Origin of the sequence: Streptomyces lydicus (assembly GCF_001729485.1) — a bacterium.
Classification (GTDB): domain Bacteria; phylum Actinomycetota; class Actinomycetes; order Streptomycetales; family Streptomycetaceae; genus Streptomyces; species Streptomyces lydicus_D.
Map to the genome: position 1 here is coordinate 3,566,652 of NZ_CP017157.1, position 25,629 is coordinate 3,592,280.

Annotated in this window: 23 protein-coding genes; 15 read left to right on the forward strand and 8 right to left on the reverse strand. The window is 73.5% G+C overall.

Annotated elements, in window-relative coordinates:
* Positions 1–218 precede the first annotated feature (218 nt).
* Entirely contained in the window at positions 219–1,391 is a 1,173-nt protein-coding gene (locus tag SL103_RS15450; protein ID WP_164492809.1) for a S1 family peptidase, read from the reverse strand.
* 313 nt (positions 1,392–1,704) lie between these two features.
* Between SL103_RS15450 and SL103_RS15455 the strand changes: the two genes are divergently transcribed.
* Entirely contained in the window at positions 1,705–3,459 is a 1,755-nt protein-coding gene (locus tag SL103_RS15455) for a sulfatase (protein ID WP_244303915.1), read from the forward strand.
* Positions 3,460–3,467: 8 nt separating this feature from the next.
* On the opposite strand, the gene SL103_RS15460 is transcribed toward SL103_RS15455, so the two are convergent.
* Entirely contained in the window at positions 3,468–4,391 is a 924-nt protein-coding gene (locus SL103_RS15460) for an MBL fold metallo-hydrolase (protein WP_069569574.1), read from the reverse strand.
* A gap of 170 nt (positions 4,392–4,561) precedes the next feature.
* Between SL103_RS15460 and SL103_RS15465 the strand changes: the two genes are divergently transcribed.
* The 6 genes from SL103_RS15465 to SL103_RS15490 all read left to right on the forward strand — a co-directional run bounded on the left by SL103_RS15465 (position 4,562) and on the right by SL103_RS15490 (position 11,516).
* Complete coding sequence (locus SL103_RS15465; protein WP_069569576.1) at positions 4,562–4,771, forward strand: hypothetical protein; 210 nt, start codon at positions 4,562–4,564, stop codon at positions 4,769–4,771.
* Positions 4,758–6,155 carry an Asp-tRNA(Asn)/Glu-tRNA(Gln) amidotransferase GatCAB subunit A gene (locus SL103_RS15470; protein WP_069569578.1) on the forward strand — a complete coding sequence of 466 codons (1,398 nt, stop codon included), beginning with the start codon at positions 4,758–4,760 and terminating at the stop codon, positions 6,153–6,155. The genes SL103_RS15465 and SL103_RS15470 overlap by 14 nt, the downstream gene beginning before the upstream one ends.
* 64 nt (positions 6,156–6,219) lie before the next feature.
* A complete protein-coding gene (locus SL103_RS15475) occupies positions 6,220–6,792 on the forward strand; it encodes a TetR/AcrR family transcriptional regulator (RefSeq protein WP_069569580.1) in 573 nt (190 codons plus the stop codon).
* A gap of 218 nt (positions 6,793–7,010) precedes the next feature.
* Complete coding sequence (locus SL103_RS15480) at positions 7,011–8,228, forward strand: EfeM/EfeO family lipoprotein (protein ID WP_069569582.1); 1,218 nt, start codon at positions 7,011–7,013, stop codon at positions 8,226–8,228.
* A gap of 5 nt (positions 8,229–8,233) precedes the next feature.
* Positions 8,234–9,505, forward strand: coding sequence for an iron uptake transporter deferrochelatase/peroxidase subunit (efeB, locus tag SL103_RS15485; RefSeq protein WP_069569584.1), 1,272 nt, complete (start codon positions 8,234–8,236; stop codon positions 9,503–9,505).
* A 193-nt stretch (positions 9,506–9,698) separates the two neighbouring features.
* Positions 9,699–11,516, forward strand: coding sequence for a phospholipase C (locus tag SL103_RS15490; RefSeq protein ID WP_099055421.1), 1,818 nt, complete (start codon positions 9,699–9,701; stop codon positions 11,514–11,516).
* 120 nt (positions 11,517–11,636) lie between these two features.
* On the opposite strand, the gene SL103_RS15495 is transcribed toward SL103_RS15490, so the two are convergent.
* Positions 11,637–12,395 (reverse strand): DeoR/GlpR family DNA-binding transcription regulator, encoded by a 759-nt coding sequence (locus SL103_RS15495; protein WP_069569587.1) that lies wholly within the window; start codon positions 12,393–12,395, stop codon positions 11,637–11,639.
* Positions 12,396–12,468: 73 nt separating this feature from the next.
* Between SL103_RS15495 and SL103_RS15500 the strand changes: the two genes are divergently transcribed.
* Positions 12,469–13,665, forward strand: coding sequence for an MFS transporter (locus tag SL103_RS15500; RefSeq protein ID WP_069573750.1), 1,197 nt, complete (start codon positions 12,469–12,471; stop codon positions 13,663–13,665).
* Between the two features lie 149 nt (positions 13,666–13,814).
* Positions 13,815–14,822, forward strand: coding sequence for a DUF2278 family protein (locus tag SL103_RS15505; protein WP_069569589.1), 1,008 nt, complete (start codon positions 13,815–13,817; stop codon positions 14,820–14,822).
* 112 nt (positions 14,823–14,934) lie between these two features.
* Here SL103_RS15505 and SL103_RS15510 read toward each other — a convergent pair whose 3' ends face one another.
* On the reverse strand, positions 14,935–16,497 hold the full coding sequence (locus SL103_RS15510) for a glycosyltransferase family 39 protein (RefSeq protein WP_079146240.1): 1,563 nt from the start codon (positions 16,495–16,497) through the stop codon (positions 14,935–14,937).
* Between the two features lie 202 nt (positions 16,498–16,699).
* Between SL103_RS15510 and SL103_RS15515 the strand changes: the two genes are divergently transcribed.
* From SL103_RS15515 to SL103_RS15530, 4 genes are all read left to right on the forward strand, one after another.
* Positions 16,700–17,215 (forward strand): Hsp20/alpha crystallin family protein, encoded by a 516-nt coding sequence (locus SL103_RS15515; protein ID WP_244303916.1) that lies wholly within the window; start codon positions 16,700–16,702, stop codon positions 17,213–17,215.
* A gap of 118 nt (positions 17,216–17,333) precedes the next feature.
* Positions 17,334–18,476 carry an XdhC family protein gene (locus SL103_RS15520; RefSeq protein ID WP_069569592.1) on the forward strand — a complete coding sequence of 381 codons (1,143 nt, stop codon included), beginning with the start codon at positions 17,334–17,336 and terminating at the stop codon, positions 18,474–18,476.
* Positions 18,477–18,546: 70 nt separating this feature from the next.
* Positions 18,547–19,632 (forward strand): hypothetical protein, encoded by a 1,086-nt coding sequence (locus SL103_RS15525; protein ID WP_069569593.1) that lies wholly within the window; start codon positions 18,547–18,549, stop codon positions 19,630–19,632.
* Positions 19,633–19,827: 195 nt separating this feature from the next.
* The gene (locus SL103_RS15530) at positions 19,828–21,501 is read left to right on the forward strand and encodes a CocE/NonD family hydrolase (protein ID WP_069569595.1); all 1,674 of its coding nucleotides are present in this window, start codon (positions 19,828–19,830) and stop codon (positions 21,499–21,501) included.
* A gap of 38 nt (positions 21,502–21,539) precedes the next feature.
* On the opposite strand, the gene SL103_RS15535 is transcribed toward SL103_RS15530, so the two are convergent.
* Complete coding sequence (locus tag SL103_RS15535) at positions 21,540–21,938, reverse strand: DUF6234 family protein (RefSeq protein WP_069569597.1); 399 nt, start codon at positions 21,936–21,938, stop codon at positions 21,540–21,542.
* Between the two features lie 146 nt (positions 21,939–22,084).
* On the reverse strand, positions 22,085–22,909 hold the full coding sequence (locus SL103_RS15540) for an NAD(P)H-binding protein (protein ID WP_069569599.1): 825 nt from the start codon (positions 22,907–22,909) through the stop codon (positions 22,085–22,087).
* A gap of 87 nt (positions 22,910–22,996) precedes the next feature.
* Between SL103_RS15540 and SL103_RS15545 the strand changes: the two genes are divergently transcribed.
* Positions 22,997–23,416 carry a winged helix-turn-helix transcriptional regulator gene (locus tag SL103_RS15545; RefSeq protein WP_069569601.1) on the forward strand — a complete coding sequence of 140 codons (420 nt, stop codon included), beginning with the start codon at positions 22,997–22,999 and terminating at the stop codon, positions 23,414–23,416.
* A 57-nt stretch (positions 23,417–23,473) separates the two neighbouring features.
* Here the strand turns inward: SL103_RS15545 and SL103_RS15550 are convergent, their stop codons facing one another.
* Positions 23,474–24,067, reverse strand: coding sequence for an isochorismatase family protein (locus SL103_RS15550; protein ID WP_069569604.1), 594 nt, complete (start codon positions 24,065–24,067; stop codon positions 23,474–23,476).
* Between the two features lie 170 nt (positions 24,068–24,237).
* Here SL103_RS15550 and SL103_RS15555 point away from each other — a divergent pair, with 170 nt between their 5' ends.
* Positions 24,238–25,296: a GlxA family transcriptional regulator gene (locus tag SL103_RS15555; RefSeq protein ID WP_069569606.1), complete on the forward strand. Its 1,059-nt coding sequence runs from the start codon at positions 24,238–24,240 to the stop codon at positions 25,294–25,296.
* Between the two features lie 76 nt (positions 25,297–25,372).
* Here the strand turns inward: SL103_RS15555 and SL103_RS15560 are convergent, their stop codons facing one another.
* Entirely contained in the window at positions 25,373–25,618 is a 246-nt protein-coding gene (locus SL103_RS15560) for a hypothetical protein (RefSeq protein ID WP_069573753.1), read from the reverse strand.
* Positions 25,619–25,629 lie beyond the last annotated feature (11 nt).

Consider the following 25,629-nt stretch of genomic DNA (forward strand, 5'->3'; position numbering starts at 1 on the left):
GAGGTCGTGAGCGGTCGTGTGAGCGCCCCGCGGGACGAGGTGCGGGGCCGCACCCGCGGCAGGGGGCGGGACGCCCTCGATGCCCCCGGGAGGGGCCGTCACGGGACCGTTCCCGGCCCCGCCGGCCCGGCTTTTTCCGGCGACCGGCACCCGGTGTCCGAGGACCGGTAACTGACGTTCAGGGGCGTGGACTTGGGGCCACGGCCGGCGGCGCGGGGTCAGCCGAGTTGCGTCCCGGTGCGGGCGAGGGCCTCGCCCACCGGCTGGTAGTAGCTCTCGCCGCCCGACACGCAGTCACCGCGGCCGCCGGACGTCAGGCCGAGCGCGGTGGCGTCCTCGAAGAGCGGGCCGCCGCTGTCGCCGGCTTCCGCGCAGATGTTGGTCTGGATCAGGCCCTCGACCGGCCCCTGCTGGTAGTTGGCCGTCACGTCGACCGCGAGCACCTCACCGTCGTGGACGTGCGAGGTGCTGCCGCTGCGCCGCACCCGCTGCCCGACGATCGCCTCGCCGACGCCGGTGACGCGCTGCGTGCTGCCGTTGTAGAGGTTCACCTCGCCGGGGTGCACCACGGCGGCCGCCGTGTACCTGGCGATCCCGAAGTCGTCGCCGGGGAAGCTGCCGCCCTCCGACACGGCGGCCTCGGGGCCCCCTTGGGCGGCCGACCAGCTCCGTACCGCATGGGTGCAGTGCCCGGCCGTCAGGAAGTACGGCTGGCCGCCCTTGGTGACGTTGAAGCCGAGCGAGCAGCGCGCGGTGCTGCCCCAGATGGCGTCGCCGCCGGCGAGCAGCGGACGCAGCGTGCCCGAGGACAGGCGCAGGGCGGCGCGGTCGCCCAGGGAGGAGGTGACCTCCCGCAGCCGCTCCAGGCCGTCGCCGCGGACCGTGCGGTCGGCGGTGACGACCACCTTGTTGCTGCGCGGGTCCATCGCCCAGGACGTGCCCGGGATCGAGGCGTGCCGCTTCAGGGTGGCGCGGGCGGCGTCCAGCGAGGCCAGCGAATGCTTGACGATCTTGGCGTCGGCGCCGGCCCCACGGGCCTTGGCGGCGGCGCTCTCGCTGGTCACGTTCACGATGAGCTTGTGGTGCTCGGCGTCGTAGTAGGAGCCCGCCCCCTCGTTGCCGAGGGCAGAGCCGATCTGCTTGGCGCGCTGGGCGGCGGTGGCGGCCGTCGGAGGGTCAGGTACCGGGCGGGGCGCGGCGGTGGCGTTCGGCAGGGCGAGAGCGGTGGTGAGCAGCACCACCGCGCCGGCGCCGGCGAGGACGGTACGAGACGTGGACGGGCTCATGTGCGTCAACTCGCAACCTCTGGTGGGGGTGGGGCCGGCCGGGCTGCTCCGGCCCCGTCGGAGGCGAGGGCGTTCCCCTTGCCGTCGAGGTCGCGTCAGCGCCACGGCCTCCGCTCAGGGGTGCCCGTCGGGGTGACCTATTCCTTTCCTGCTCCCTCCGCGCCCCACACCCGCCCGGCCGCGGCACCGCGGGAATCACCTGTACGGCGGTGGCCGGACCACGCGGGTGGCCGAGGGCCCGGGGAGGCGGCAGCGGCCGCCGGGGGCCCGCCGGCCGACGGGGAGAATGCCGGGTGCCGGGAAGCGGCCCGTGCTGTTGAACGCGGTGCGTCCGCGGGACGTACCGCTAACGACGGCCCCGGCCCCATCGGCCTCGTCCGCCACTTCATCACCGGGCTTCGCACGGAAGGACCTTCGGGTGCTGCTCTTCACGCGCTCCAACAAGCTGCCGGACACGGACCGGGCCACCGTGGCGGAGGACCCGGTGCCGGACGGCCCCGGGCAGCCCGCACCGGACGGGGCGGCGCCCGGTCGCGGCCTGCGCGGGCGCTACCCTGCCGCGGCGCGGGCCGCGGCCCGGGTGACCACCGTCCTGGCCACGCTGCTCGTGCTGTGCGCGCTCCTGCTGCCCAATCAGCTCACCGCGCTGACGCCCGGCGCCTTCCTGCGCATCCCGGTGGAGGGGATCGTCGGCGCGGCCGTCCTGCTCGTACTGCCGCCGCGGCCGAGGCGGGTGGCGGCGCTGCTCGCCGGCGCCGGCCTCGGTCTGCTGACCGTGCTGAACTGCCTGGACATGGGCTTCTTCGCGGTGCTGGACCGGCCCTTCGACCCGGTGCTCGACTGGAGCCTGTTCGGCGACGCCGAGTCGTTCCTGGAGGACGCGGCCGGCCCGACGGGTGCCGTGGCCGCGGTGATCGGGGTCGTGGTCCTGGTCCTCGCGCTGCTGGTCTCGATGACGTTGGCGGTCGGCCGGCTGAGCCGCCTGATATCCCGGCACAGTGCCCTGGCGACCCGTACCACCCTCGTCCTCGGCACGGTGTGGGTCACCTGCGCCGCGCTCGGCACCCAGCTCGCCGGTGCGCCCCTCGCCGCCGGCCGCGCGGTCGCACTCGCCGAGGACCGGGCCGACCGGGTACGGGTGAGCGTCGAGGACGAGCGGGTGTTCGCCAAGGAGGCGGCCGCCGACTCCTTCCGCGACGTACCGGCCGGCCGGCTGCTGACCGGGCTGCGCGGCAAGGACGTCATCTTCACCTTCATCGAGAGCTACGGGCGCAGCGCCCTCCAGGACCCGAGGATGGACGCACAGGTCGACGCGGCGCTCGCCGACGGCACCCGCCGGCTGGACCGGGCCGGGTTCCACTCGCAGAGCGCCTTCCTCACCTCCTCGACGGCGGGCGGCGGCAGCTGGCTGGCGCACTCCACCTTCATGTCGGGCCTGTGGATCACGAACCAGCAGCGCTACCACACCGTCACCTCCAGCGACCGGATGAGCCTGACCGGTGCCTTCCGGCGGACCGGTGCCTGGCAGACGGTCGGCATCATGCCCGGGGTCAACCGGTCCTGGCCCGAGGGCAAGTTCTACGGCCTGGACAGCGTCTACGACTCCCGCAACCTCGGCTACCGGGGCCCGAAGTTCAGCTGGTCGAGCATGCCCGACCAGTACAGCCTCGCGTCGTTCGAGCGGCTGCGGCACGGCAAGCCGGGCGGCAAACCGCTGATGTCGGAGATCATCCTGACGTCCAGTCACAACCCCTGGGCGCCGCTCCCCAAGATGATCGGCTGGAACAAGGTCGGTGACGGCTCGGTCTACAACGCCATCCACCGGGCGGGCAAGGACCCCAAGGAGGTCTGGCAGGACCCCGACCAGGTGCGCACCGAGTACGCGCGGTCCATCCGGTACTCGCTGGACAGCCTGATCTCCTACGTCACGAAGTACGGGAAGAAGAACACCGTCCTGGTCTTCCTCGGCGACCACCAGCCGGTCAAGGCCGTCACCGGCGAGAACGCCAGTCATGACGTGCCGGTCGCGATCGTCGCCCACGACCGGTCGGTGCTGGACCGGATCCACGGCTGGGGCTGGAAGGACGGCCTCAACCCCGGCCCGAAGGCGCCGGTATGGCGGATGGACTCCTTCCGTGACCGCTTCCTGACCGCGTACGGGGCCCGGTCCTAGGCCCGGTGTCAGGCGCCCGGCGGGACGGGCGTGAACCCGTATGCGTCGCCGTGCGCGGTCACCAGTCCGGCGGTCGGGTCGGGGAAGTGCGTGCCGAGGACCAGCGTGCCGCTGCCGGCGAGGGAGGCCAGCAGCCGGCGTCGGGTGGCGGTCGCCTGACGGGGGTCGATGTCCACGCAGGACGTGATGCCGGGATGCGCCGTCTGCACCGGGTGGTGCAGGGCGTCGCCGGTGATCAGGGCGGCGCCGGTGCCGCCGTCCAGTTCCACGGCGAGGTGGCCGGGGGTGTGGCCCGGCGTGGGGACCAGACGGACGCCGGGTGCGACCTCGGTCCCCTCCGCGGGCAGCTCGACGAGGTCGAGCTGCCCGGCGTCCCTGACGGGGTGCACGGAGTCCCGGAACATCTGCTGCCGGGCGGCGTCCATCTCCGTGGCCGCCCAGTGGTCCCACTCCACGCGGCTGGTCACATAGCGGGCGTGCGGGAAGGTGGGGCGCCAGGCCGTGCCGTCGGCGCGGGTGTTCCAGCCGACGTGGTCGGTGTGCAGGTGGGTGAGGACGACCAGGTCGACGGTCTCGGGGGCGAAGCCCGCCGCGGCCAGCCGGTCGGGATAGTCGCTGAGGAGGTTGTTCCACGCGGGATTGGCGCGCGGTTTGCCGTTGCCGATCCCGGTGTCGACCAGCACCCGCATGCCGCCCACCTCGAACGCGAAGCTCTGGCTGACCAGGCGCAGGGCCCCGGACGCGTCGGCGAAGTCGGGCCGCAGCCAGGGCACGTCGGCCACCAGCTCCGGGGTCGCGTCGGGCAGCAGCCAGTGGCCGGTCTCCGCGGGCAGCGGCACCTCGTCGATGCGATGGACGGTAAGGTCCCCCACCGACCAGGTGGGTGACGGGGTGTCAGTCGAATCTGCCGAGGGTGTCGTGGGGGTGTGCATCCGGCGCTCCGTTTTCGTAAAGCTATTTATTTGCGTTAGTCGGAGAGTAGCCCCTAGGCTCCCCTAACGCAAACCTTTCGCTTTTACGGTGGGGTGGTGTCCGGGCCCCGGCACGACGGGCCGATCACCCCGCCGGCCACCGTCCGTCCTCCGCACAGCAAGGACATGCCATGAGCCCACAGGAACTGACCGCCCAGGAAGCCGCCCGGTGGGCGCTCCGCGAGGGCCTTCCGCTGGAGGCCGGCCGCCACGCCGAGGTGGCCGCCACCGCGCACCACATCCGCACCGTCATCGGCACCCTGCGCGAGCTCGACTTCGGGGACACCCCGCCCGCCGCCGTCTACACCGCCGGACAGGAGGCCGACGATGCGTCCCTTTGAACTGACGCTGGCCGAGGCGGCCGCCGCCCTCGAAGAGGGCAGCCTCTCCCCGGTGGAGCTGACCGAGTCCGTACTGGAACGGATCGGCGCCGTCGAGGAACAACTGGGCGCGTACGTCACCGTGGTGGCCGGCCCGGCGCGCCACGCGGCCGCGCGGGCGGAACGGGAGCGCGCGGCCGGCCGGCGCCGCGGCCCCCTGCACGGCATCCCCTTCGCGCTCAAGGACGTGATCGACGCGGCCGGGCTGCCGACCACCGCCAGCTCCCGGGTCAGATCCGGCCACCTCGCGCGGACCGACAGCACGGTGGCCGGCCGCCTGGCCGAGGCCGGCGCGGTCCTGGTCGGCAAGACCCACACCCACGAATTCGCCTACGGACTGACCACGCCGCAGACCCGCAACGCCCGGGACCGGAGCCGGGTAGCGGGCGGATCGAGCGGCGGATCGGCGGTCGCCGTGGCCGCCGGAGCAGCCACCTTCGCCCTGGGCACGGACACCGGCGGGTCGATCCGGGTGCCCGCCGCGCTGAACGGCGTGGTCGGCCTCAAGCCGACCTACGGCCTGGTCTCCCGGCACGGCGTGACCCCGCTGTCCTGGTCCCTCGACCACGTCGGGCCGCTCACCCGCACGGTGCGCGACGCGGCGCTGGTGCTGGCCGCGCTGGCGGGCCACGACCCCCGCGACCCGGCCACCCTGCGCGACGCACCGGCCCCCGGCGCCCTCGTCCCCGACGGAGACCTCGCGGGCCTGCGGATCGGCGTACCGGCCAACTACTACTTCGACCGGGTCGCTCCCGAGGTCGAGACCGCGGTGCGCGACGCCCTCACCCGGATGTCGGCCATGGGGGCCGAACTCGTCGACGTCGAGATACCGCTGACCCGCTACGTCCAGGCCACGCAGTGGGGGCTGATGGTCCCCGAGGCGACCGCCGCCCACGAGCGCACCCTGCGCGCGGTCCCCGAGCTGTACGCGCCCGACGTGCGCGTCCTCCTGGAGGCCGGCGAACTGGTCTCGGCGGGCGACTACCTCCGCGCCCAGCGGGCCCGGACCCTGATGCGCCGGGCGTGGCGGGACCTCTTCGAACGGGTCGATCTGCTCGCCGCGCCCACGGTGCCGATGACGGCCGTCCCGGCCGGCCAGGAGAACGTCACCTGGCCCGACGGCACCACGGAGAGCGTCGCCGACGCCTACGTCCGGCTCTGCGCCCCCGCGAACATCACCGGCCTGCCGGCGCTGAGCCTGCCGGTCGGCCGCGCTCACGACGGTCTGCCCGTCGGCATGCAGCTGATCGGACGGCCGCTCGGCGAAGCCACCGTGCTGCGCGCGGGCCACGCCTACGAAACCGCGCACGGCGAGCTCGGCGGGGTGGCCGGGAGCGGGGACTGAGCCCCTGGCCGCGGGCCGCCGGCCGTCCGCCCCAGACGCAAAATATGTGCCTTAAGGTGGTGCCATGAGCCGCAAGCCCATGGCCCGCCCGGGCGGACGCAGTGCCCGCGTCCAGGCGTCCGTGCACGCCGCCGTACGGGAGATCGAGGCGGAAGCGGGCCGCGCCGCGCTGACCGTGCCGGCCGTCGCCGCCCGCGCCGGGGTCACCCCGTCGACGATCTACCGCCGCTGGGGCGACCTCCAGGAACTGCTGTCGGACGTGGCGGTCGAGCGGCTGCGCCCCGAGGAACCCCCGGCCGACCGCGGCAGCCTCGACGCCGATCTGACCTCCTGGGCCCGGCAGTTCCTCGACGAGATGGCCTCCGGGCCCGGCCGCGCCTACGTCCGCGACGCCCTGCTCGGCGACCCGGACGGCAGCAACGCCGGGCGCTGCTCGGCCTACGCCGCCGACCAGATCGAGGCCGTCCTGGCCCGCGCGGCGGAGCGCGGCGAAACCGCCCCCACCGTTGAAGCGGTGCTGGACCACGTGGTGGCCCCGATGATGTACCGCATCCTCTTCCGCCCGGAACCGCTGCCCGCCACGTACGCCGACCGGCTCGTACGAGCCGTCCTGACGGCGCCGCCCGCGGACGGCTGACCGGCGCCGAGGCGTCCGGCCGCCGCGCGGCGGCCCGTACGAACCCACGGCCCGGTGAACCCCCGGCCAACTTTCGGCATCTCTTCGGGCGTACGGATGTACGCGTCCCTCGCGCTGCCTAGCATGGGGGCGCCGGCGCTCGCCGGCCGGCACGGCGGGCGCGGTGCCGTGGCGAATCCCTCGCCGCACGATCTGAACGACTCCTCGGGAGGCCCGGAGTGCCGCGATCCGGCCTCAAGAAGCTGTGCACACCCCGGACCCTGGGAATCGGCGGCGCCCTGCTCGCCGGCGGGCTGCTGGCGGGACTGGTGGTAGCCGGCGGAGGAGCGGCCGGCGGCGCGGGGCGCGCACCGGCCGCGGCGGACGGGCTGCCGCACACGGGCGTGGAGGTGTCCTCGGGCCGGTGCGGACGGGGATGGCGGCACGCCCGGCCCGGAACCCAGGTCTTCGATCTGCACAACACCTCCGACGTGGCGGCCGAGGTGTACCTCAAGTCCCCGCGCACCGGCGCGATCTACGGTGAGGTGGAGGGCCTCGCCCCCGGCACGACGCGGCAGCTGCGGGTCCGGCTGGGCGGGGGGACGTACGCCTTCATGTGCCTGCCGGACGACGCCGACGCGGTCACCGGGCCCACCGTCCGGATCCGCGGCGGCGGCACCGGCGGGCCGGCGGCGGCACCCGTCACCGAGCACGATCTGATTCCGCCGGCGCTGGACTACCAGAAGTGGGTCGGCCGCGGACTGGACGAACTCGTCGGGCGGACCGGGCGGCTGCGGGACGCCGTGGCGCGCGGGGACCTGGCGGGCGCGCGGCACGCCTGGCTGCCCGCGCACCTCACCTACGAGCGGCTGGGCGCCGCGTACGGCACCTTCGGTGACGCGGACCGGAAGATCAACGGCACCGGCGCGGGACTGCCGCGCGGCGACCGGGACCCGGGTTTCAGCGGCTTCCACCGCCTTGAGTACGGACTGTGGCACGGCGAGTCCGCCGGCACGCTGCGGGCGCCGGCCACCGCGCTCGCCGACGAGGTGCGGCGGCTGCGGGACGACTGGGCGCAGGCGCGCATGGAGCCGGCCGACCTCGGCCTGCGGGCCCACGAAATCCTGGAGAACACCCTCCAGTTCGAGCTGACCGGCCGGACCGACTACGGCAGCGGCAGCGCCCTCGCCACCGCCCGCGCCAACCTTGACGGCACCCGGGCCGTGCTCAGCCGCCTGCGGCCGCTGCTGGTCTCCCGCTACCCCGGACTTCCGTCGCTGGAAAGGGAGTTGGACCGTGCACAGGAGCTGCTCGACGGGTTCCGGCACGGCGGGCGGTGGACGGCGCCGGACCACCTGGACCGGGCCCGGCGGGAGCGGACCGACGCGCTGGTCGGAGACCTGGTGGAGCGGCTGGCGTCGGTGGCGACGCTGTGCGACGCGCGGAGGACGGTGTGAGCGGGATGGGTGAGGATCGCGACCTGCACGGGGTCGGCAGGCGACGGTTCCTGCGCGGTGCCGCGCTCGCCGGTGCCGGGCTCGCGGCCGGCGGCGCCGCGCCCGCCGACGGGTCCGGGGCCGGTGTGACGGTGCCGACGCCCGGCCCCGCGGCGGTGCCGGACATCCCGCCGCCGGTCGCGTTCCACGGCGTCCACCAGGCATCGGTGCTCGCCGCGCCCCGCCGCTTCACCGCGTTCACCGCCTTCGACGTGACCGCCGGGAACCGCCGGGAGCTGGCCGACCTGCTGCGCACCGTCACCGCCCGGGCGCGCTTCCTGACCGGCGGCGGAACCCCCGATTCGGTCGGTATCACCGGGCCGCCCACCGACTCGGGCCTGCTCGGGGAGCGGGTGCCCGGCGGTGCGCTGTCGGTGACGCTCGGCGTGGGGGCGGCGCTCTTCGCCGAGGACCGGTTCGGGCTGCACGACCGTGCCCCGCGCCGGCTGACCGCCATGCCCGTCTTCCCCGACGACGACCTGCGGGCCGACTGGTGCCACGGCGACCTGAGCCTCCAACTCGCCGCCGACGAACCGGACACCGTGCTGCACGCGCTGCGTGACATCGCCCGGCACACCCGGGGCGGCATGCAGGTGCGCTGGCGGCTGGACGGCTTCACCAGTCCGCCCCGCCCCTCCGGCACGCCCCGCAACCTCCTGGGCTTCAAGGACGGCACGGCGAACCCGGACGCCCGCAGCGCCCGCGAGATGGACCGGCTGGTGTGGGTCGGGCGCGGCGCGGGCGAGCCCGGCTGGGCCGTCGGCGGCAGCTATCAGGTCGTCCGGCTGATCCGCATGCTGGTGGAGTTCTGGGACCGGGTCTCGCTGCCGGAGCAGGAGCGGATGTTCGGCCGCGCCCGGGACAGCGGCGCGCCCCTCGACGGCGGCCGGGAACACGACACGCCGGACTATCCCCGCGACCCCAAGGGTGAGGTGATCCCCCTGGACAGCCACATCCGGCTGGCCAACCCCCGTACCGCGGCCACCACCGACCAGCGTCTGCTGCGCCGCGCGTACAACTACGACCGGGGCGTCGACACCAACGGCAACCTCGACATGGGCCTGCTGTTCTGCTGCTACCAGCAGGACCCGGCCCGCCAGTTCGAGACCGTGCAGCGCCGGCTGGCCGGTGAACCGCTGACGGACTACGTCACGCCCTTCGGCGGCGGCTACTTCTTCGCACTGCCGGGCGTACGCGACGAAGCGGACTGGTACGGCCGGGCCCTGCTGACCCAATAGGGCGCCGAACGATCCTGAAGGGTCAACACCCGGTCAAGCTTTGACCTGACTTACCTGACCCAGTGTTCACTCCGGCGCCATCATGGCTCTGCCGACCCGCCGCCCGGCGGGCAGAGCATCCGGCCGTACAGCACAACCGCGTCCTTGTCCGGAGGGTGAAACCAGCATGGCCAGTAGAGGAAGCCGAGCAGCGATGCGCAGACTGGGGGCGCTCACGGGTGTCGCAGCCCTCGCGGTCCTGGGCGCGGGAGCGCCCGCCGGGGCCGCGGGCGGGCACCACCCCACGCCTTCCCGCACGGCCACACCCATCAAGCACGTGGTCGTCCTCTTCGACGAGAACATCTCGTTCGACCACTACTTCGCGACCTACCCGAAGGCCGCCAATACCGACGGCACCAAGTTCACCGCCTCGCCGCGCACCCCCAGGGACATCGACAACCTGCGCACCGCCGGCCTGCTGAAGCACAACCCCAACCAGTACGCGCCCAAGCGGCTCACCCCCCAGCAGGCCATGACCTGCGACCAGAACCACGACTACGGGCCCGAGCAGTACGCGTACAACGGCGGCAAGGCCGACCGGTTCGTCCAGAACACCGACTCCGGCAAGTGCTCCGGCGGGCTCTTCGGCGAGCCCGGTCTGGTGATGGACTACTACGACGGCAACACCGTCACCGGACTGTGGAACTACGCCCAGCACTACGCCCTGAACGACCGCTCGTTCAGCTCGGTCTACGGCCCGTCCACCCCGGGAGCCATCAACCTGGTCTCCGGGCAGACGCACGGCGTCATCTCCACCGACCCGGCCTCCGGTACCGAGAACCCCCGGCAGACCGCCACGCCCGACCCGCACGCCGTGCAGTCGCCCGACGCGAAGGGCGTCGGCACCATGGTCAACGACCCGGACCCGGCGTTCGACGACTGCTCCGACAAGGACCACACCAGCAAGAACGCGCTCGCCGTGATGCAGGGCCGCAACATCGGCGACGTCCTCAACTCCCGCAAGGTGAGCTGGGGATGGTTCCAGGGCGGCTTCCGGGCCAGCACCCCGTGGGACGGCACCGCGGGCCACTACGCCAAGTGCGGCGGGACCACCCACACCAACGTCGGGGGAGCGGCGGCCGTCGACTACAGCCCGCACCACTCCCCGTTCCAGTACTACAAGTCGACGGCCAACCCGCACCACCTGCCCCCGAAGAGCGTCGACGAGATCGGCCACGCCGGACCGGCCAACCACAACTACGACCTGACCGACTTCGACGCGGTCCTCAAGGCGGGCAAGCTGCCGGCCGTCAGCTTCCTCAAGGCGCCCGAGTACCAGGACGCGCACGCCGGCTACTCCGACCCGCTCGACGAACAGCACTTCCTGGTCAACCAGATCAACCACATCCAGCAGTCGCCGCAGTGGAAGGACACCGCCGTCGTCGTCGCCTACGACGACTCCGACGGCTGGTACGACCACGCCTTCGCCACGCCGCGCAACGGCTCCAAGGACACCTCGACCGGCTCCAACGGCAAGCCCACCGACAGCCCCGCCTGCCAGGCGGGCCCCGCGGCGGCCGGCGGCTACGCGGACCGCTGCGGCCCCGGCACCCGGCAGCCGCTGCTGGTGATCTCCCCGTACAGCAAGGTCAACCGGATCGACCACACCCCGACCGAGCAGACCTCGATCATCAAGTTCGTCGAGGACAACTGGCACACCGGCCGGATCGGCGATGCCTCCTTCGACAGCCGGGCCGGCTCGCTGCAGGGCATGTTCGACTTCCGGCACCCCAACAACAAGCAGGTGCTGCTGAACACGGACGGCTCGGTCAAGTCGGTCGGGCCGGTCCGGCACGTCGACCCGGTCGCGACGACCATCACGCAGGGCCCGGCGATGCAGAACGCGGCCTCGGCCACCGACTCCGCCGGCTTCCCGGCGCTGCCGGCCGGTATCGGCGCGGCGGTGGTCGCGGCCGGTGCCACCGGCACCGTCCTGGTACTGCGCCGCCGCAAGGGGCGCGGCACCGCCTGACACCCGGGCCGTGAGCGCTTGAGCCCCGCCCCCGGGAGGAGCGGGGCAGGCTGCCCGGCGGAGCACCGACCACGGTGATCCGCCGGGCAGTCGCGCGTCCGCGGTGCGGCCGGCCGGCGCTCACACCTTCCGTACGGTCACGCCCGCGCGGGTCAGCGCCCCGGTCTCGTCGTCCGGGGCGGCCCCGTCGGTGACGAGGGCGTGCAGCGCGGTGGCGGGGGCGACGTGGGCGAGCGCGGTACGGCCGAACTTCGCCGCCTCCGCGACGGCGATGACGCGCCGGGACGAGGCGATCGCGGCCTGTTTGACGGCCGCGTCGTCCAGGTCGTACGCGGTCAGGCCGTCCGTCGCGTGCACCCCGCAGCAGCCGATGACGGCGGTGTCGAAGCGCAGCGCGGCGAGCGACGCCGCGGTCAGCGGGCCGGTCAGCGCCAACTCTCCCGGACGGGGCCGGCCCCCGGGGACCAGCAGCGTCACCTGCGGGGCCCCGGCCAGCGCGTTCACCGCGTGCAGGGACAGCGGCATGACCGTCAGCCGGCGGTGCTCCAGGGCCCGGGCCACCTCCAGGCAGGTGGTGCCGCTGTCGAGGACGACCGACTCGCCGTCGGCGATCAGCCCGGCGACCTCCGCGGCGATCCGCCGCTTGACCTCCAGCCCCTCCTGCGACCGCAGCGCGAAGGGGGGCTCCGCGCCGCGCAGCAGCAGGCTCCGGGCCCCGCCGCGATAGCGCTCCAGCACGCCCTGCTCGGCCAGCGCCTCCAGGTCGCGGCGGACGGTCATCTCCGACGCACCGGTCAGGACGGCCAGTTCCGCCACGCCGACGCTGCCGGCGGCGCGCACCGCGTCGGTGATCTGCCTCAGTCGCTCTGCACTCCCCATAGCCGGATTGAACACCACCCCTGCACGAAAAGCAATCTTCCAAACATCAAACTTGTTCGTTATGTTCGTTCCCATGTTCATTTCGTGGAAGAGTCCCCTGCGGGCCGGCCGTCTGGCCACCTTCGGCTACTTCGCCCTGAACGGCTTCCTGATGGGGATGTGGGTCGTGCACATCCCGGCCGTCGAGCACCGCGCCGGCATCGGGCACGCGGTGCTCGGCTGGCTCCTGCTGCTGCTCGGCGCCGGGGCCTTCGCCGGCATGCGGATCGCCGGCCCGCTCACCGACCGCTTCGGCGCCCGCACCGTCGTACCGGCCGGTGCGGCGCTGTGCAGCGCCGCGCTCGTCCTGCCGGCGCTGGCCACGAACGGCTGGGCGCTGGGCGCGGCACTGCTGGTGCTCGGCTGCGGCAACGGATGCCTGGACGTCGGCATGAACGCGCACGCCGTCCAGGTGGAGCGCGGCTACGGCCGGCCCGTCATGTCCGCCTTCCACGCCACCTTCTCCCTCGGTGGTGTCGCGGCCGCGTTGGCCGGCGCCCGCGCCCTCGACGCCGGCTGGGGCCCGGCGTCGACCCTCGGCGCGGTGGCGCTGCTCGGTCTGGTCGTCGCCGCGCTGACCGCGCCCGCGCTGCTGCCCGCCGAGCCCCGCCGTACGGATCCGGTGCCCGCCGCCGACCGGGGCCGGCGCCGCACCCACCGGCGCATCCGGGTGCTGGCCGCGCTGGCGCTGATGCTCATGCTGTGCGAAGGCGTGGCGAACGACTGGAGCGTGCTCCAGCTCCGGGACGTCCTGGGGGCCTCGCCCGCCACCGCCGCGCTCGCCTACGGGGCCTTCGCCACCGCGATGACCGTCGGCCGCCTGCTCACCGACCGGGCAGCCGGCCGCTTCGGACCGGTGGCGATCCTCCGTTACGGCGCGTCCGCGGCCGCACTCGGCCTGACGGTGGCGGCACTGTCCCCGTGGGTCGCGGCGGCCCTGCTCGGCTGGACCCTGTTCGGCGCCGGACTGGCCGGCTGCATCCCGCAACTCTTCAGCGCCGCCGGCCACGCGGACCCGGACGCGGCCGGGGCCAATGTCTCGCGGGTCGCCGGCCTCGGCTACCTCGGCATGCTCGCCGGCCCCGCCGTCATCGGCCCGCTGACCCGTCTGATGCCGCTCAACCTCACCTTCTTCCTGCCCGTGGCCTGCTGCCTCGCCGCGGCCCTCGCGGCCGGCGTCCTGCGGACCGCGCGGCCCGCCCCCGCCGCCCTGGCGGCCGAGACCGTCTGACCGCCGCTCCGGGGCACGGCGACGGCTCCGGCCGGGGCGTCCGCACCCCCGCATTCACCCGAATGGCTCACAGGGGATTTGAGGTGGCGGGCAGCGGCTTACGGTCGAAGCGTTCGGTGCGGTCCCGCTGCGTGAGGGAGGACGGGCATATGCCGGTGAAAGACTATGGCGTATTGGCGGGTAGAGCGGTCGACCGGCGGCGGGAAGGCGCCACTCATACCCCGCATTACCAAATCCATCTGCAGGACAACAACGGCGCCTCCTATCGCGCCGCCGTCAATGTCCTTTCCCAGCAGGCGCCGTCCGAGCTCCTGTACGTGGTCGTCGACGACCTCCGGCACCCCGTGACGCAACTCCTCCCGCCGGCCGGCAGCGGCTTCACCCCGCTGCCGTCGCGGGCGGGCGGAGCGAGTCTCGATTTCGTGCGCGGCAATCTCTTCGATCCCGCGAAAATGCGTACGCTGCCGCCGGAACTGCCCGGCGTGGACAACGACTTGGCGGATCTGCTCGACCACACGGTGCAGCGCGCCATCGCCGATTCCACGGCCGCGGTCTATGTATTCGGGGGCCGGTTCGAAAACCGGGCTCCCGAGGACGAGGTGTTCCACTTCCGTCCGAGCGACGGCATCCACGAGATTCACATGAACCAGGGCAACAGCGGGAAATTCCGTGCCGACGACGGCGTGTGGCAGGACGGCGGCCTGCTCGTGCACCTGCCCGTCGAATCCCGGTGGGTCGGCGTCTTCCTGGCCTTCCAGTCGCAGAACTGGCACACCGACGACACCACCGGCCACACCCTCCCCACCGCGCCCCATGCGCTGCCCGCCGAGGACGAGGCGACCCTGCGCATCCTTGCCGCGCTGGTCAATCCGGTGGGGCGGGCGGCCGGGGACGAGACCGTCACCCTGGTCAACACCTCCGCCGATCCGGTCGACCTGGCCGGCTGGCACCTCGCCGACCAGCAGCGACACCGGCTGCCGCTGCCGACCGGGACCGTCGATCCCGGAAGCACCCTCGTCGTCCCCGTGCACGACGGGTTCGAGCTCGGCGACCACGGCGGATCGATCACGCTGCTCGACCCCGACGGTCTGAAGGTCCACGGCGTCGCCTACACCGCGCACCAGGCCCGCCGCGCGGGGCAGACGCTCACCTTCTGACCGGCGAGCCCGCTGCCCCGCAAGGTGCGCCGGGAGGCGGTGGCGCGCGGACGCCGCGGTGCCGCCACGGCGTGCGGGGCCCGGTGATCGCGGCCGCACCATGCGCCTGTGATCACCGGGCCCGTTCGTACACCGTCACCCGGCGCCCTCCGGTGTCGGCGGTCGCGGTGCGGACGAAGTACCGGTCGAGGACCGCGCGTTTGACCAGGTCGCGAGGGGCGGGCGGCAGCGCGGCGGGCTCGGTGTCGCTGACCAGGACGATGCGGTGGCGGGCCAGCATCGCGGCCCTTATACGGGCGGGTGACGCCTCGACGCCGTACAGCGTCCCGGAGCTGACCGGGTCCTCGGCCAGCGCGAGGTCGTCGAGCCCGCGGAACGACGACGGCGTCACGAGCGCGGCATCGCGCCGCTGGTCGGGTATGTACACGACGCCGTCCCCGGGGCGGGCGAGCGCCGCGACCGTTGCGGCCGCGACCCGCACGTCGTCGGTCCGGCTCGTCGGCTCGCGCAGGCCCAGTTCCAGCGGCAGCAGCGCCAGGAACACCACCGCGACGACGCCGGCGAGCAGCGCCTCGCCCGGCACCCGCGCCCAGCCCCGCCGCCGGGCGTACGCACCCGTCGTCCGCACCGCCCAGCCGAGGGCGGGGCCGACGAGCAGCGCCAGCCCGAGGTAGGAATACAGCACATAGCGGTCGACGTAGAGCGGCGTGACGAGCCAGGAGGCCAGCAGCAGCCCGAGTTGCGGCACGGCGAGCAGCGGCAGGCCCACCGACACCGGCGACGGCCCGGTGCCCGCGGGGCGCGGCACCCGGGCACACACCAGGGCGACCACCAGCATCGCGGTCACCCCGAGCAGGCTGGCAGCGGAGGCGGGCGGTATCCATGCCACCTGGCCCGCCTGCGGACGGCTGGCGAGAACGAGCGGCAGCACCCCCGGCACCATGACCGCGGCGGCCGCCAACCACCGTCCCTGCTGCGCGCGTTGACCGGACCGCCGGGCGATCAGGACGGTGACGCCGTGGGCCGCCAGGGCGAACAGCGACAGCCAGTTGAGCAGGGCGGTGCCGAGCATGACGACCGTGTAGCCGGCCCAGCGCCACCCGTACCCGACCCGCCGCCCGCGACCGTCCCGCGGGCCGCCGGACTCCGCCGGGCACAGCACGCCCACCAGGAGCCAGGTCGCCACCGCCACCCCGGCGGTCACCAGCGCGAACGAGCGGCCCTCCTGCGCGTAGCGCTGCATCACCGGCAGCAGCGCGGGCACCAGTCCGGCCGCGAGTGCCCCCATCGGGCCGGTGAGCCGGCGGGCGGTCGCCGCGGTGGCCGCCGCGGCGAGCGTGATCGCCAGCACCGAGGGCAGACGCAGCACGGCCGGACCGGCGCCGAAGATCTCGAACAGGGTGTGGATCAGCAGGTAGTAGAGCCCGTGGACGACGTCGACATGGCCGAGCAGGTGCCAGATCTCGGGCAGCGACCGTTGGGCCACCTCCCACGTCGCGGCCTCGTCCCGCCACAGCGCGTCCTGGCGGCGCAACCCCCACAACCCCAGTGCGAGCGCCAGGAGCGCGGGCCCGGCGGGAACCACCCAGGCCGGCCACCCGCGCGCTCCCGCGGGGCCGCGTACGGCCGCCCGCTCACCGGCAACGGGGGACCCACGACGGAGATCGACAGCCATGGCGGGCACTATACGGTCGGGGTATACGTATGTGCCCCATGTGTGCGCAGCCGACCTGTTCCTGGCGGAGCGTCAGGTATCGGGGCGGCCCATCGCGGAGCTCCGTCGCCCTGGGTGGCCGCCCCGCCACCCTCCGGAAGAGGGGGCGGGTGTCCGGGCGGCACGGGTGGCCGAGGTGCCGGTCGCACGGACCGCGGTCAGCATGGAAGAAGCACCTGTACTTCCGTCCCTGCGCGAGGTGATCGCGATGACTCTGCCCGCCCGACACCGTCACGGCAGCCTGACGGAGCGGGGAACTCCCCGGTCCGAGATGACCACCGACTTCGAGGACATCTTCGAGCGCATGAACCGGTTCCTGGAGTCGGCCGGCCTCTCCCGGTCCCTGAGCGAGACGATGGCCTGGGCGCCACTGGCCGACATGAGCGAGACCGACGACGCCTACCTCATCGAGTGCGAACTGCCCGGCGCGAAGCGCGAGGACATCGACGTCGAGATCACCGAGCACGACCTGGCGATCACGGGGGAAATCACGGAACGCGAACGGGAGGGCGTGCTGCGGCGCCGGGGGCGCCCCGTGGGCCGCTTCGAGTACCGCGCCCTGCTGCCCACGGACGTCAAGGCCGACGACGTCCAGGCATCCCTTTCCGACGGCGTCCTCAAGGTGACCATCCCCAAGGCCAAGGCGGCCAAGCCGCGTCATATCGAGATCCAGGGCTGAGCCGGCCCGCGCGCGACCCGTGCGGCCGGTGACGGCACCGGTCGCGCGGTCGGTCACGGGCCCGGAGTCATGAGCGCGCCGGCCGGCCGGGGCGCGCCGCCCGGGTGAGGAGGCCGGGATGCTGGACATCGCCGACGAGCTGAGCCGCTGGGCCGGGCAGGGGCGCCCGTTCGCCGTCGCCACCGTGGTGGAGGTCGAGGGCAGCGCGCCCCGTCAGCTGGGCGCCGCGCTGGCCGTGGACGGTGCGGGCACCGCGATCGGGTCGGTGTCCGGAGGCTGTGTGGAGGGCGCGGTCTACGAGCTGTGCCGGCAGGTGCTCGACGACGGCAGGCCCGTCCGTGAGCGCTTCGGCTACCACCCGGAGGACGCCTTCGCCGTGGGCCTGACCTGCGGCGGCGCCCTCGACGTCCTGGTCACCCGGGTCCACGGCGGGGTCGTCCCGGAAGGTCTGGCGGCCGCCGCCGAGGGCCGGCCGGTCGCCTTGGCCCGCATCAGCGACGGCCCGCCCGGCCTGCTGGGCCGCGCCCTCCTCGTCCGCGCCGACGGTTCCTTCGAGGGCAGCCTCGGCGCCGGGCCGGGCGCGGACCGCGCCGCGGCCGACGAGGCGCGGGCGCTGCTGGACGCCGGCCGTACGGGCTCCGCCGTCATCGGCGAGGACGGCGGCCGTTGCGGCCGTCCGCTGACGCTGTTCGTCGAGTCGCGGGTACCCGCCCCCCGCATGATCGTCTTCGGTGCGATCGACTTCGCGGCGGCGCTGGTACGGGTGGGCCGGTTCCTCGGCTACCGCGTGACGGTCTGCGATGCGCGGCCCGTCTTCGCGACGGCCGCCCGCTTCCCCGACGCCGACGAGATCGTCGTCGAGTGGCCGCACCGCTATCTGGCGGCGACCGAGGTGGACGCCCGTACGGTGCTGTGCGTCCTGACCCACGACCCCAAGTTCGACGTACCGCTCCTCGCGCTCGCCCTGCGGCTCCCGGTCGCCTACGTCGGCGCGATGGGCTCGCGCCGTACGCACCGGGACCGCACCCGGCGACTGCGCGAAGCAGGCGTCAGCGAGACCGAACTCTCCCGGCTGCGCAGCCCCATCGGCCTCGACCTCGGTGCCCGGACGCCCGAGGAGACGGCCCTCTCCATCGCCGCGGAGATCGTCGCCGACCGCCACGGCGGCAGCGGTGTCCCGCTGTCGGCCGCCGCGCACCCCGCCGTTCACCCGCCCTCGCGCACGAGCGTGCCGTCTTCGGCCGGTCCGCCGCCGGGTTGACGCCGTCCCGGGGGAGGAGCCCCGTACGCTGCCCTCGTCGAGGCGGGAGTGCGGGAAGGAGCGGACCGCGGTGCGCGTACTGCTGGGCGTCGCCGGTGCCGTCGTCGTGCTCAGGCTGTTCTCCTCGGTGCTGCGCTCGCTGGTGGTGCCCCGGCCGACGCGTTCCGGCTTCGGCCGCTTCTGCCAGCGCCTGGTCCACCGGCCGTTCCAGCTGGTCGCCGACCGCCTGCCGAGCGCCGAGGCCAAGGACCGGGTGCTCGCCCCGATGGGGGCGGTGGCCGTTGTCGTCACCCTGATCGGCTGGCTGGCGTCCTTCATGGTCGGCTATGCGCTGCTGGAGGCCGCGGTGAGCCGACTGGGTGTCAGGGAGGCGCTGATCGAGTCGGGTTCCTCGCTGTTCACGCTCGGCTTCGCCAGCGGCAACCGCGTGACCCTGAACGCCATCGACTTCCTCGCCGCGGTCACCGGCCCGATCGTGATCGGTCTGCAGGTCGGCTATCTGCCCGCGCTCTACGGCGCCTACCAGCGCAGGGAGGCCGAGGTGACGCTGCTCCAGGCCCGGGCCGGCAGCCCGCCCTGGGGGCCGGAGATCCTCGCCCGTTACGCGCAGGTCGGCCTGCTGGACAGCCTCACCGAACTGTTCCGCAACTGGGAGCGGTGGAGCGCCGAGGTGAGCGAGAGCCACACCACCTACCCGATCCTGATCCACTTCCGGTCCCCGAAGGCGCACCGCAACTGGCTGATCGCCCTGTTGTCCGTCATGGACGCCGCGGCCCTGCGGCTGGCCTTCAGCCCCTCCCAGCCGCAGGCCGAGGTCCGGATGGCGCTGCGGGCGGGCTTCGTCTGCCTGCGCGACCTCGCCGAGATCGAAGGCGTCCCCTACGACCGCGACCCGCACCCCGACGACGCACTGCGGCTGACCTACGAGGACTTCCTGCGCGGCGTGGAGCGGATGCGCGAACAGGGCTACCCGATGGAGCGCACGCCGGAGGAGGCGTGGCCGCAGTTCCGTGGCTGGCGGATCAACTACGAGGCGCTCGCCTACCGTTTGGCCCGCGACATCGAGGCGGTGCCGGCCCCCTGGTCCGGCGCCCGGCGCCGGCCGGTGGCCACCCGTGCCCCGCGCACCCCGGTCGACCGCCGCCCGGCCCGCTAGCGCCCGCGGCGCCCGCGGGCCCGGCGGCGCCGCCGCGTCCGACGCCTCCGCGGGTTCCGGCCAACGAGAGTTACCCGAGAGTAGTTTTTGGCTGATCATCGTCTCACCAGCGCTGATACGGCGCCCGTACGCTTCCGGTCACCGCACCGGACCGGTGTCGCCCCGGCACCGCGGTCAGATCCTGAGGGAGCATCGATGGCGCGACCCCGCCGTACGCCCGGCAGCCTCCGCGGCCGGCGCAGGACGACAACTGCCGTGCTGGTCACGGCACTTGCCCTGATCGGCACCCTCGCCCCGCCCGCTGCCTCGGCGGCCGGCCGCCCCGGCCCCGCGGTCACCGCCGCCGCCCACGGCACGCCGTCGTTCCGTACCACCGACATACCGATGAAGGACGGCACCGTCCTCAAGGCCCATGTCTTCACCCCCGCCCCCGGCACGCCCGGCGCCGACCGGAAGGGCCGCTATCCGCTGGTCGTCCAGCCGGCCAGCTGGGGGCAGAACGACCTGGAGTACGTCGCCCAGGGCAGGCAACTGGCCGCCGACGGCTACGTCGCCGTGACGTACACGGTCCGCGGCTTCTGGCGTTCGGGGGGCCAGGTCGACGTCGGCGGGCCCAAGGACGTCGCCGACGTGTCCTCGGTCATCGACTGGGCCCTCGCCCACACCCCTGCCGACCGCGGGCACATCGGCATGGTGGGCCTCTCCCTGGGTGGGGGGCTGACCCTCCTGGGCGCCGCCTTCGACCCCCGGATCAAGGCGGTCGCCGCGATGAGCGGCTGGGCGGACCTCACCGACTCGCTCTACGGCGGGCAGACCCGGCACCTGCAGGCCGCGGCCCTGCTCACCGCCATCCAGACGCCCACCGGCCGCAGGAGCCCGGAGTTCGCCCGGGTCCTGGCGGAACTCTTCGCCGACCGCGACCTCCCCGACGTCGTCGCCTGGGCGCACACCAGGTCCCCCGCCACCTACGTCGACCGGATCAACGCCCACGGCACGGCCGTCTTCCTCGCCAACGCCTGGGGCGACAGCATCTTCAACCCCAGCCAGATGACGACCTTCTACCAGCGGCTGACCGGCCCCAAGCGGCTCGAACTGCGTCCCGGCGACCACGCCACACAGGAGCTGACCAGCCTGCTGGGGCTGCACAACGCCACCTGGGCGAGCGCCCACCGCTGGCTCGACCAGCACCTCAAGGCCGGCACCGGCGGCGCCTCCCCCCGGCGGCCGGTGGAGCTGGAGGTCCGCCCGAGCGGTACCCACGAGAGCTACCCCGACTGGCAGGCCATCAGCTCCCGGACCGCACAGCTGCGGATGGGCGGCCCGGACCCCCTCGGCACCGGCACGCTCGGCGGGACGGCCGGGCCCGGGTGGCAGCAGCAGGTGGTCGGCGGCACGGATTCGGGCGCCGACGGCGGGGTCCCCGAACTGTCCGGACTGCTCGACCAGCTCGCCGCGCTGCCCCCGACTGTCTTCGTCCCGCTGCTGCCGCGCAGGTCCGCGGCCGTGTGGCAGTCGGCGCCCTACCGGACGGTGCAACACCTGCGCGGCGCCGCCCGGCTGCACACCACGGTCACCGCCGCCGCCTCGCGGGGCACCGCCTTCGCCTACCTCTACGACGTCAACTCCCTCGGCGTGGGCAAGCTGATCTCGCACGCCCCGCAGAGCTGGTCGGACCGCACACCGGGCCGTGCCTTCCCGCTGGACGTCCCGCTCTACACCACCGCCTACGACCTGCCCGCCGGACACCGGCTGGCGCTGGTCGTGGACACCAAGGACCCCCTGTACGGCGGCCGTAGCCCACGGGGGAGCCGGGTCTCGTTCAGCTCCACCCCGGCCGACCCGTCCGAACTGACCCTGCCGCTGCGCTGACCCCCACCCCTCGACGCCACGCCCCGCCCCCGGCCCTCTCAGCAGTTCGCGCTGTAGCGGCTGCAACCGGGGGACGGGGCGTGGCTGTGGTCCCACTCCTGCTGGGCGGCCACCAGCACTCCACCTGCCAGCAGGGCCACCAGCAGATGGGCGATCACCGTCCAGCGGGCACGGCAGACCGCCGCGAGAACGGCCAGCACGAGTACGGCGATCAGCAGCGTCCGTACCCGCCCCATGTGCGCGAGACCGGCCGCGTCGATCTGCGCTCGATCGCCCTGCGCCGCCCATACCTCCAGGCCGAAGCCGTACATCCAGTCCAGTACGAGCCACGCGGTCTCCAACAGGAACAGCGGGATCGCGAGGGCGAGGTCCACGCCCAGGCGCGTCCTGTGCGACCAGGGGCGCCGGCGTCGGGGGGCTGAAAGGGTCTCGGTCATGGGGGCAGGGTGCCGTGTCCGGCGGTGCTGCGCATGAGCATCCGTACTCAACTCCCGTTCCGCGGAGCGGCAGGGGGAAGCCGGAGCGAGGGTGGCACCAGCACATGGGCCGACTTCACCACCTCCCCTCGGGAGGACCGATCGCGCTACCGGGCGGTTGTCGCCGGTCGCGTGGCGGACGCGGCCGCGACGGCCGCGGCCAGGGGGTCGCGGGCCGGGCGGCCGAGGAGGTTGGTGAGGTCGGGGGTGGTGCCGGCCAGGAAGCCGTGGCGGACGGCCGTGGCGATCGAGACGAGCATGGGCGGTTGGAACGACAGGAGTCCTGGCGTCTCCTCAAGGAGTCTGCGCCGGTACTCGCCCAGGCCGACGGTGCGGTGCGGGACCCCGAGCCGGTCGGCCACCTGACCGGCCGTGACCGGCGTGCCGACGAGGTCGTGGACGCGCCCGCGGTGTCCCGCCGGATCGGCCGCGACGAGCGCCGCGGCCTCGGCGAGGTCCTCCCGCGCGACCGCGGCCAGGGCGCCCTCGCCGAACGCGGATTCCACGCCGTTCCCGGCCCACGTCAGCAGGCCGCCGAAGAGTTCGGCGTACAGGCCGTTGCGCAGGATCGTCCACGGCAAACCGCTCGCCTGCACAAGGCGTTCGGTGGCACGGTGTGCGAGCGCGAAACCCAGATGGTCGCCGGCGGTGGTCAGGCTCGTGTAGACGACGTGGCGCACGCCGTCGCGGACGGCGGCGTCCAGGATCGCCGCGTGCCGCTCGACGACCTGGTCGTCCTCGGCGTAACCGGCGGAGATCAGCACCAGCGTCGACACCCCGGCGAGATCGAGGCTCGTGGGGTCGTCGAAGTCGAGACGCCGCATCCCTTCCCCCGGCATGCGGCTGCCGCCCGTCGCGGCGATGCCACGGGCGCGCAGCGCCGCAAGGGTGGCCGAGCCGAGGTTTCCGTTTGCTCCGGTCACCAAGATCATGTCAATCGCCGTCTTCCGTCGTGGTTCTCATCGGTAACTACGCTTGATCCTTGATCGCCCGCCCACCGGCCACAAGAAGGCACTTTGATGTCACCCACGCACACCGGGGTAACCACCCCCGCCGACCTCGATCCCTGCGGACGTCAGGACCACCCCGACTGCGGCATCCGCGACGTCCTGGACCGCATCGGCGACAAGTGGTCGGTGCTGGTGATCGTTGAACTTGCCGGTGGGCCGCGTCGGTTCCGCGAACTGCAGCGTGCCGTCGACGGCATCTCCCAGCGCATGCTCACCCTCACCGTGCGCAGGCTCGAACGCGACGGCCTTGTGCTGCGCACCGTCTACCCGACCGTCCCGGCCCAGGTCGACTACCGCCTGACCGGGACCGGGGCCGGCCTGACCCACCTGGTCAAGGCGCTCGCCGACTGGTCGCTGGACCACCGTTCCGTCATCGCCGAGGCGCGCCGCGCGTACGACCGGGCCCACCCCGACCACGACATCCGCTGAGGAGAACCACGAGCGTCGGCCGCCTGCCACCCGGACGGCCGCGCGTCGCAGCTCAGCTCAGCTCAAGGACGCTTCGGAGGCGACGACGACGCCGTACAGGTCGGCGATCGTGGCGAGTGCGCTGTGATGGAGCTGTTCCGCGGACACGTCGGCCACCACGGTCTGCAGTGGCCGGGTCGCGCAGGCGTCGGCGACCACGGTCGGCCGGTTGCCGCGCAGGAACGCCCCTTCCGCGGTGAACGTCACGCACATGTTGGTCATGAACCCGGCGATGACGACGTTCTCGTGGCCGGCGGCGTCGAGGTGTTCACCGAGGTCGGTGCCGACGAACGCGTTGGGGGCGGCCGTCTTCACCACGACGGTTTCGCCCTCGACGGGAGCCACCCGGGGGTGGATCCGGCCGTTCTCGGCCCGGACGTCGTACGGGCTGCCCGGACCGCCGTCGTTCATGACATGGATGACCTTCGTGCCGGCCTTCCGGGCCCTGGCCAGCAGTGCGGCGGCCGCGTCGAGGGCGGATTCCCATCCCGTCAGCTCCATGACGCCGGTGGTGTAGGTGTTCTGGTAGTCGATCAGGATCAGTGTCGCGTCGGCCAGCGAGGCCGGGGTCCGGTCGAGGCCGTTGAGTTCACGCAGGGTCGTCGTAGGCATGGAAGTGCCCTCCTGGGGAGTGGAGTTGAAAGGTGAGGGCCGCCGCGCGGTGGCTGTGCGGTGAACGCTACGACCCACCCGAGGTGTCGGCAATGTCGTCTAACATGCAGATACAGACATCGCGTCGGGTGCGGTGGCGCCGGACGGGCCGGGGGAGGGGCGCGGACCGCATGAGTACCGTCAAGCGACTGGTGGTCGTCGTCCTCTTCGACGGCGTCGACCTGCTGGACGTCACCGGGCCCCCGGAGGTGTTCGCCCTGCTGCAGCGCGAGGTGGACGAGGCGACGGGCTACCAGGTCGTACTGGCCGCCGAGACCATGGACCCGGTCACCACCTCCGCCGGGGTGCGGGTCCTCCCCGACACCACCCTCCAGGAGGTGTCGACGAGGCGCATCGACACCCTCCTCGTGCCCGGGGCGGTCGAGGTCGACAGCCGGCGCCGCGTGCGCGCCGTCACCGACCCCGAGGTGGTCGCCTGGGTGCGGACGCTCGCCGGCAGGGCGCGACGCGTCGCCTCGGTCTGTGTGGGAGCGCACCTGCTCGCGGAGGCAGGGCTGCTGGACGGCAGGCGCGCCACCACCCACTGGTCCACCGCGCGGCAACTCGCCGCCGCCCACCCGTCGATCGAGGTCGACGCGGATCCGATCTTCATTCGCGATCACAACGTGTGGACCGGCGCGGGGATCAGCGCCTGCCTCGACCTGTCGCTCGCGCTCGTCGCCGACGACTTCGGTGAAGCCGCCGCGCTGCGTGTCGCCCGGCAGCTCGTGATGTATCTGAAACGGCCGGGCGGGCAGAGCCAGTTCAGCGTTCCGCTCGAACCCGTCTCGACGACGCGACGGGTCGAGGACCTCCGCCACTTCATCACGCGGAACCTCACCGCACAGCTCACGGTCGCCGACCTCGCTGCTCAGGCCCATGTGAGCGAACGGCAACTGACCCGGATCTTCAAGACCGAACTCGGCATGACGCCGGCCGCGTACCTCGAATCAGCCCGCGTCGAAGCGGCCCGCCAGCACCTCGAATCGACCGATGAGACCCTCGACCGCATCGCGTCCTGCTGTGGCTTCCACACCACCGACACCTTGATCCGGGCCTTCCGCCGGAGACTCGACACGACGCCCACGGAATACCGCAACAGATTCCGGCACCGTGACGGCGGCGGCCGCGGCGGCGGTGACCCGCGGCTCGACGCCCGGGCCGCGGACCCCGCCGGCCCGCTCACCTGAGGCGAGCGGCCGGCGCGCACCACGTCGCGGCCGGCCTCGGCGTCCCGCTCGTCCCTCCCCTCGGTCATCCCGGCGTTCACCGTCGGGCCTCTTCGGCGGTCGGCTCCCAGGTCTGCTGCTTGAGCGCCATCCGGGCGGCCGGGGCCCGGCCGGGGACGGTGGCCCAGTACGGGTGCGTGGTGATCCGTACCGACAGCCGCTGCAGCGTGCGCCGCAGCACGGTGGTCCGGGAGGGGTTCTCCTCCTGGGCGAGCTGCCGGTAGGCGGCGTACCAGTCGCGCTGGGCCTGGAGGAGATCGTCGGGGAAGGCATAGGAAGTCACCACTGAATTGC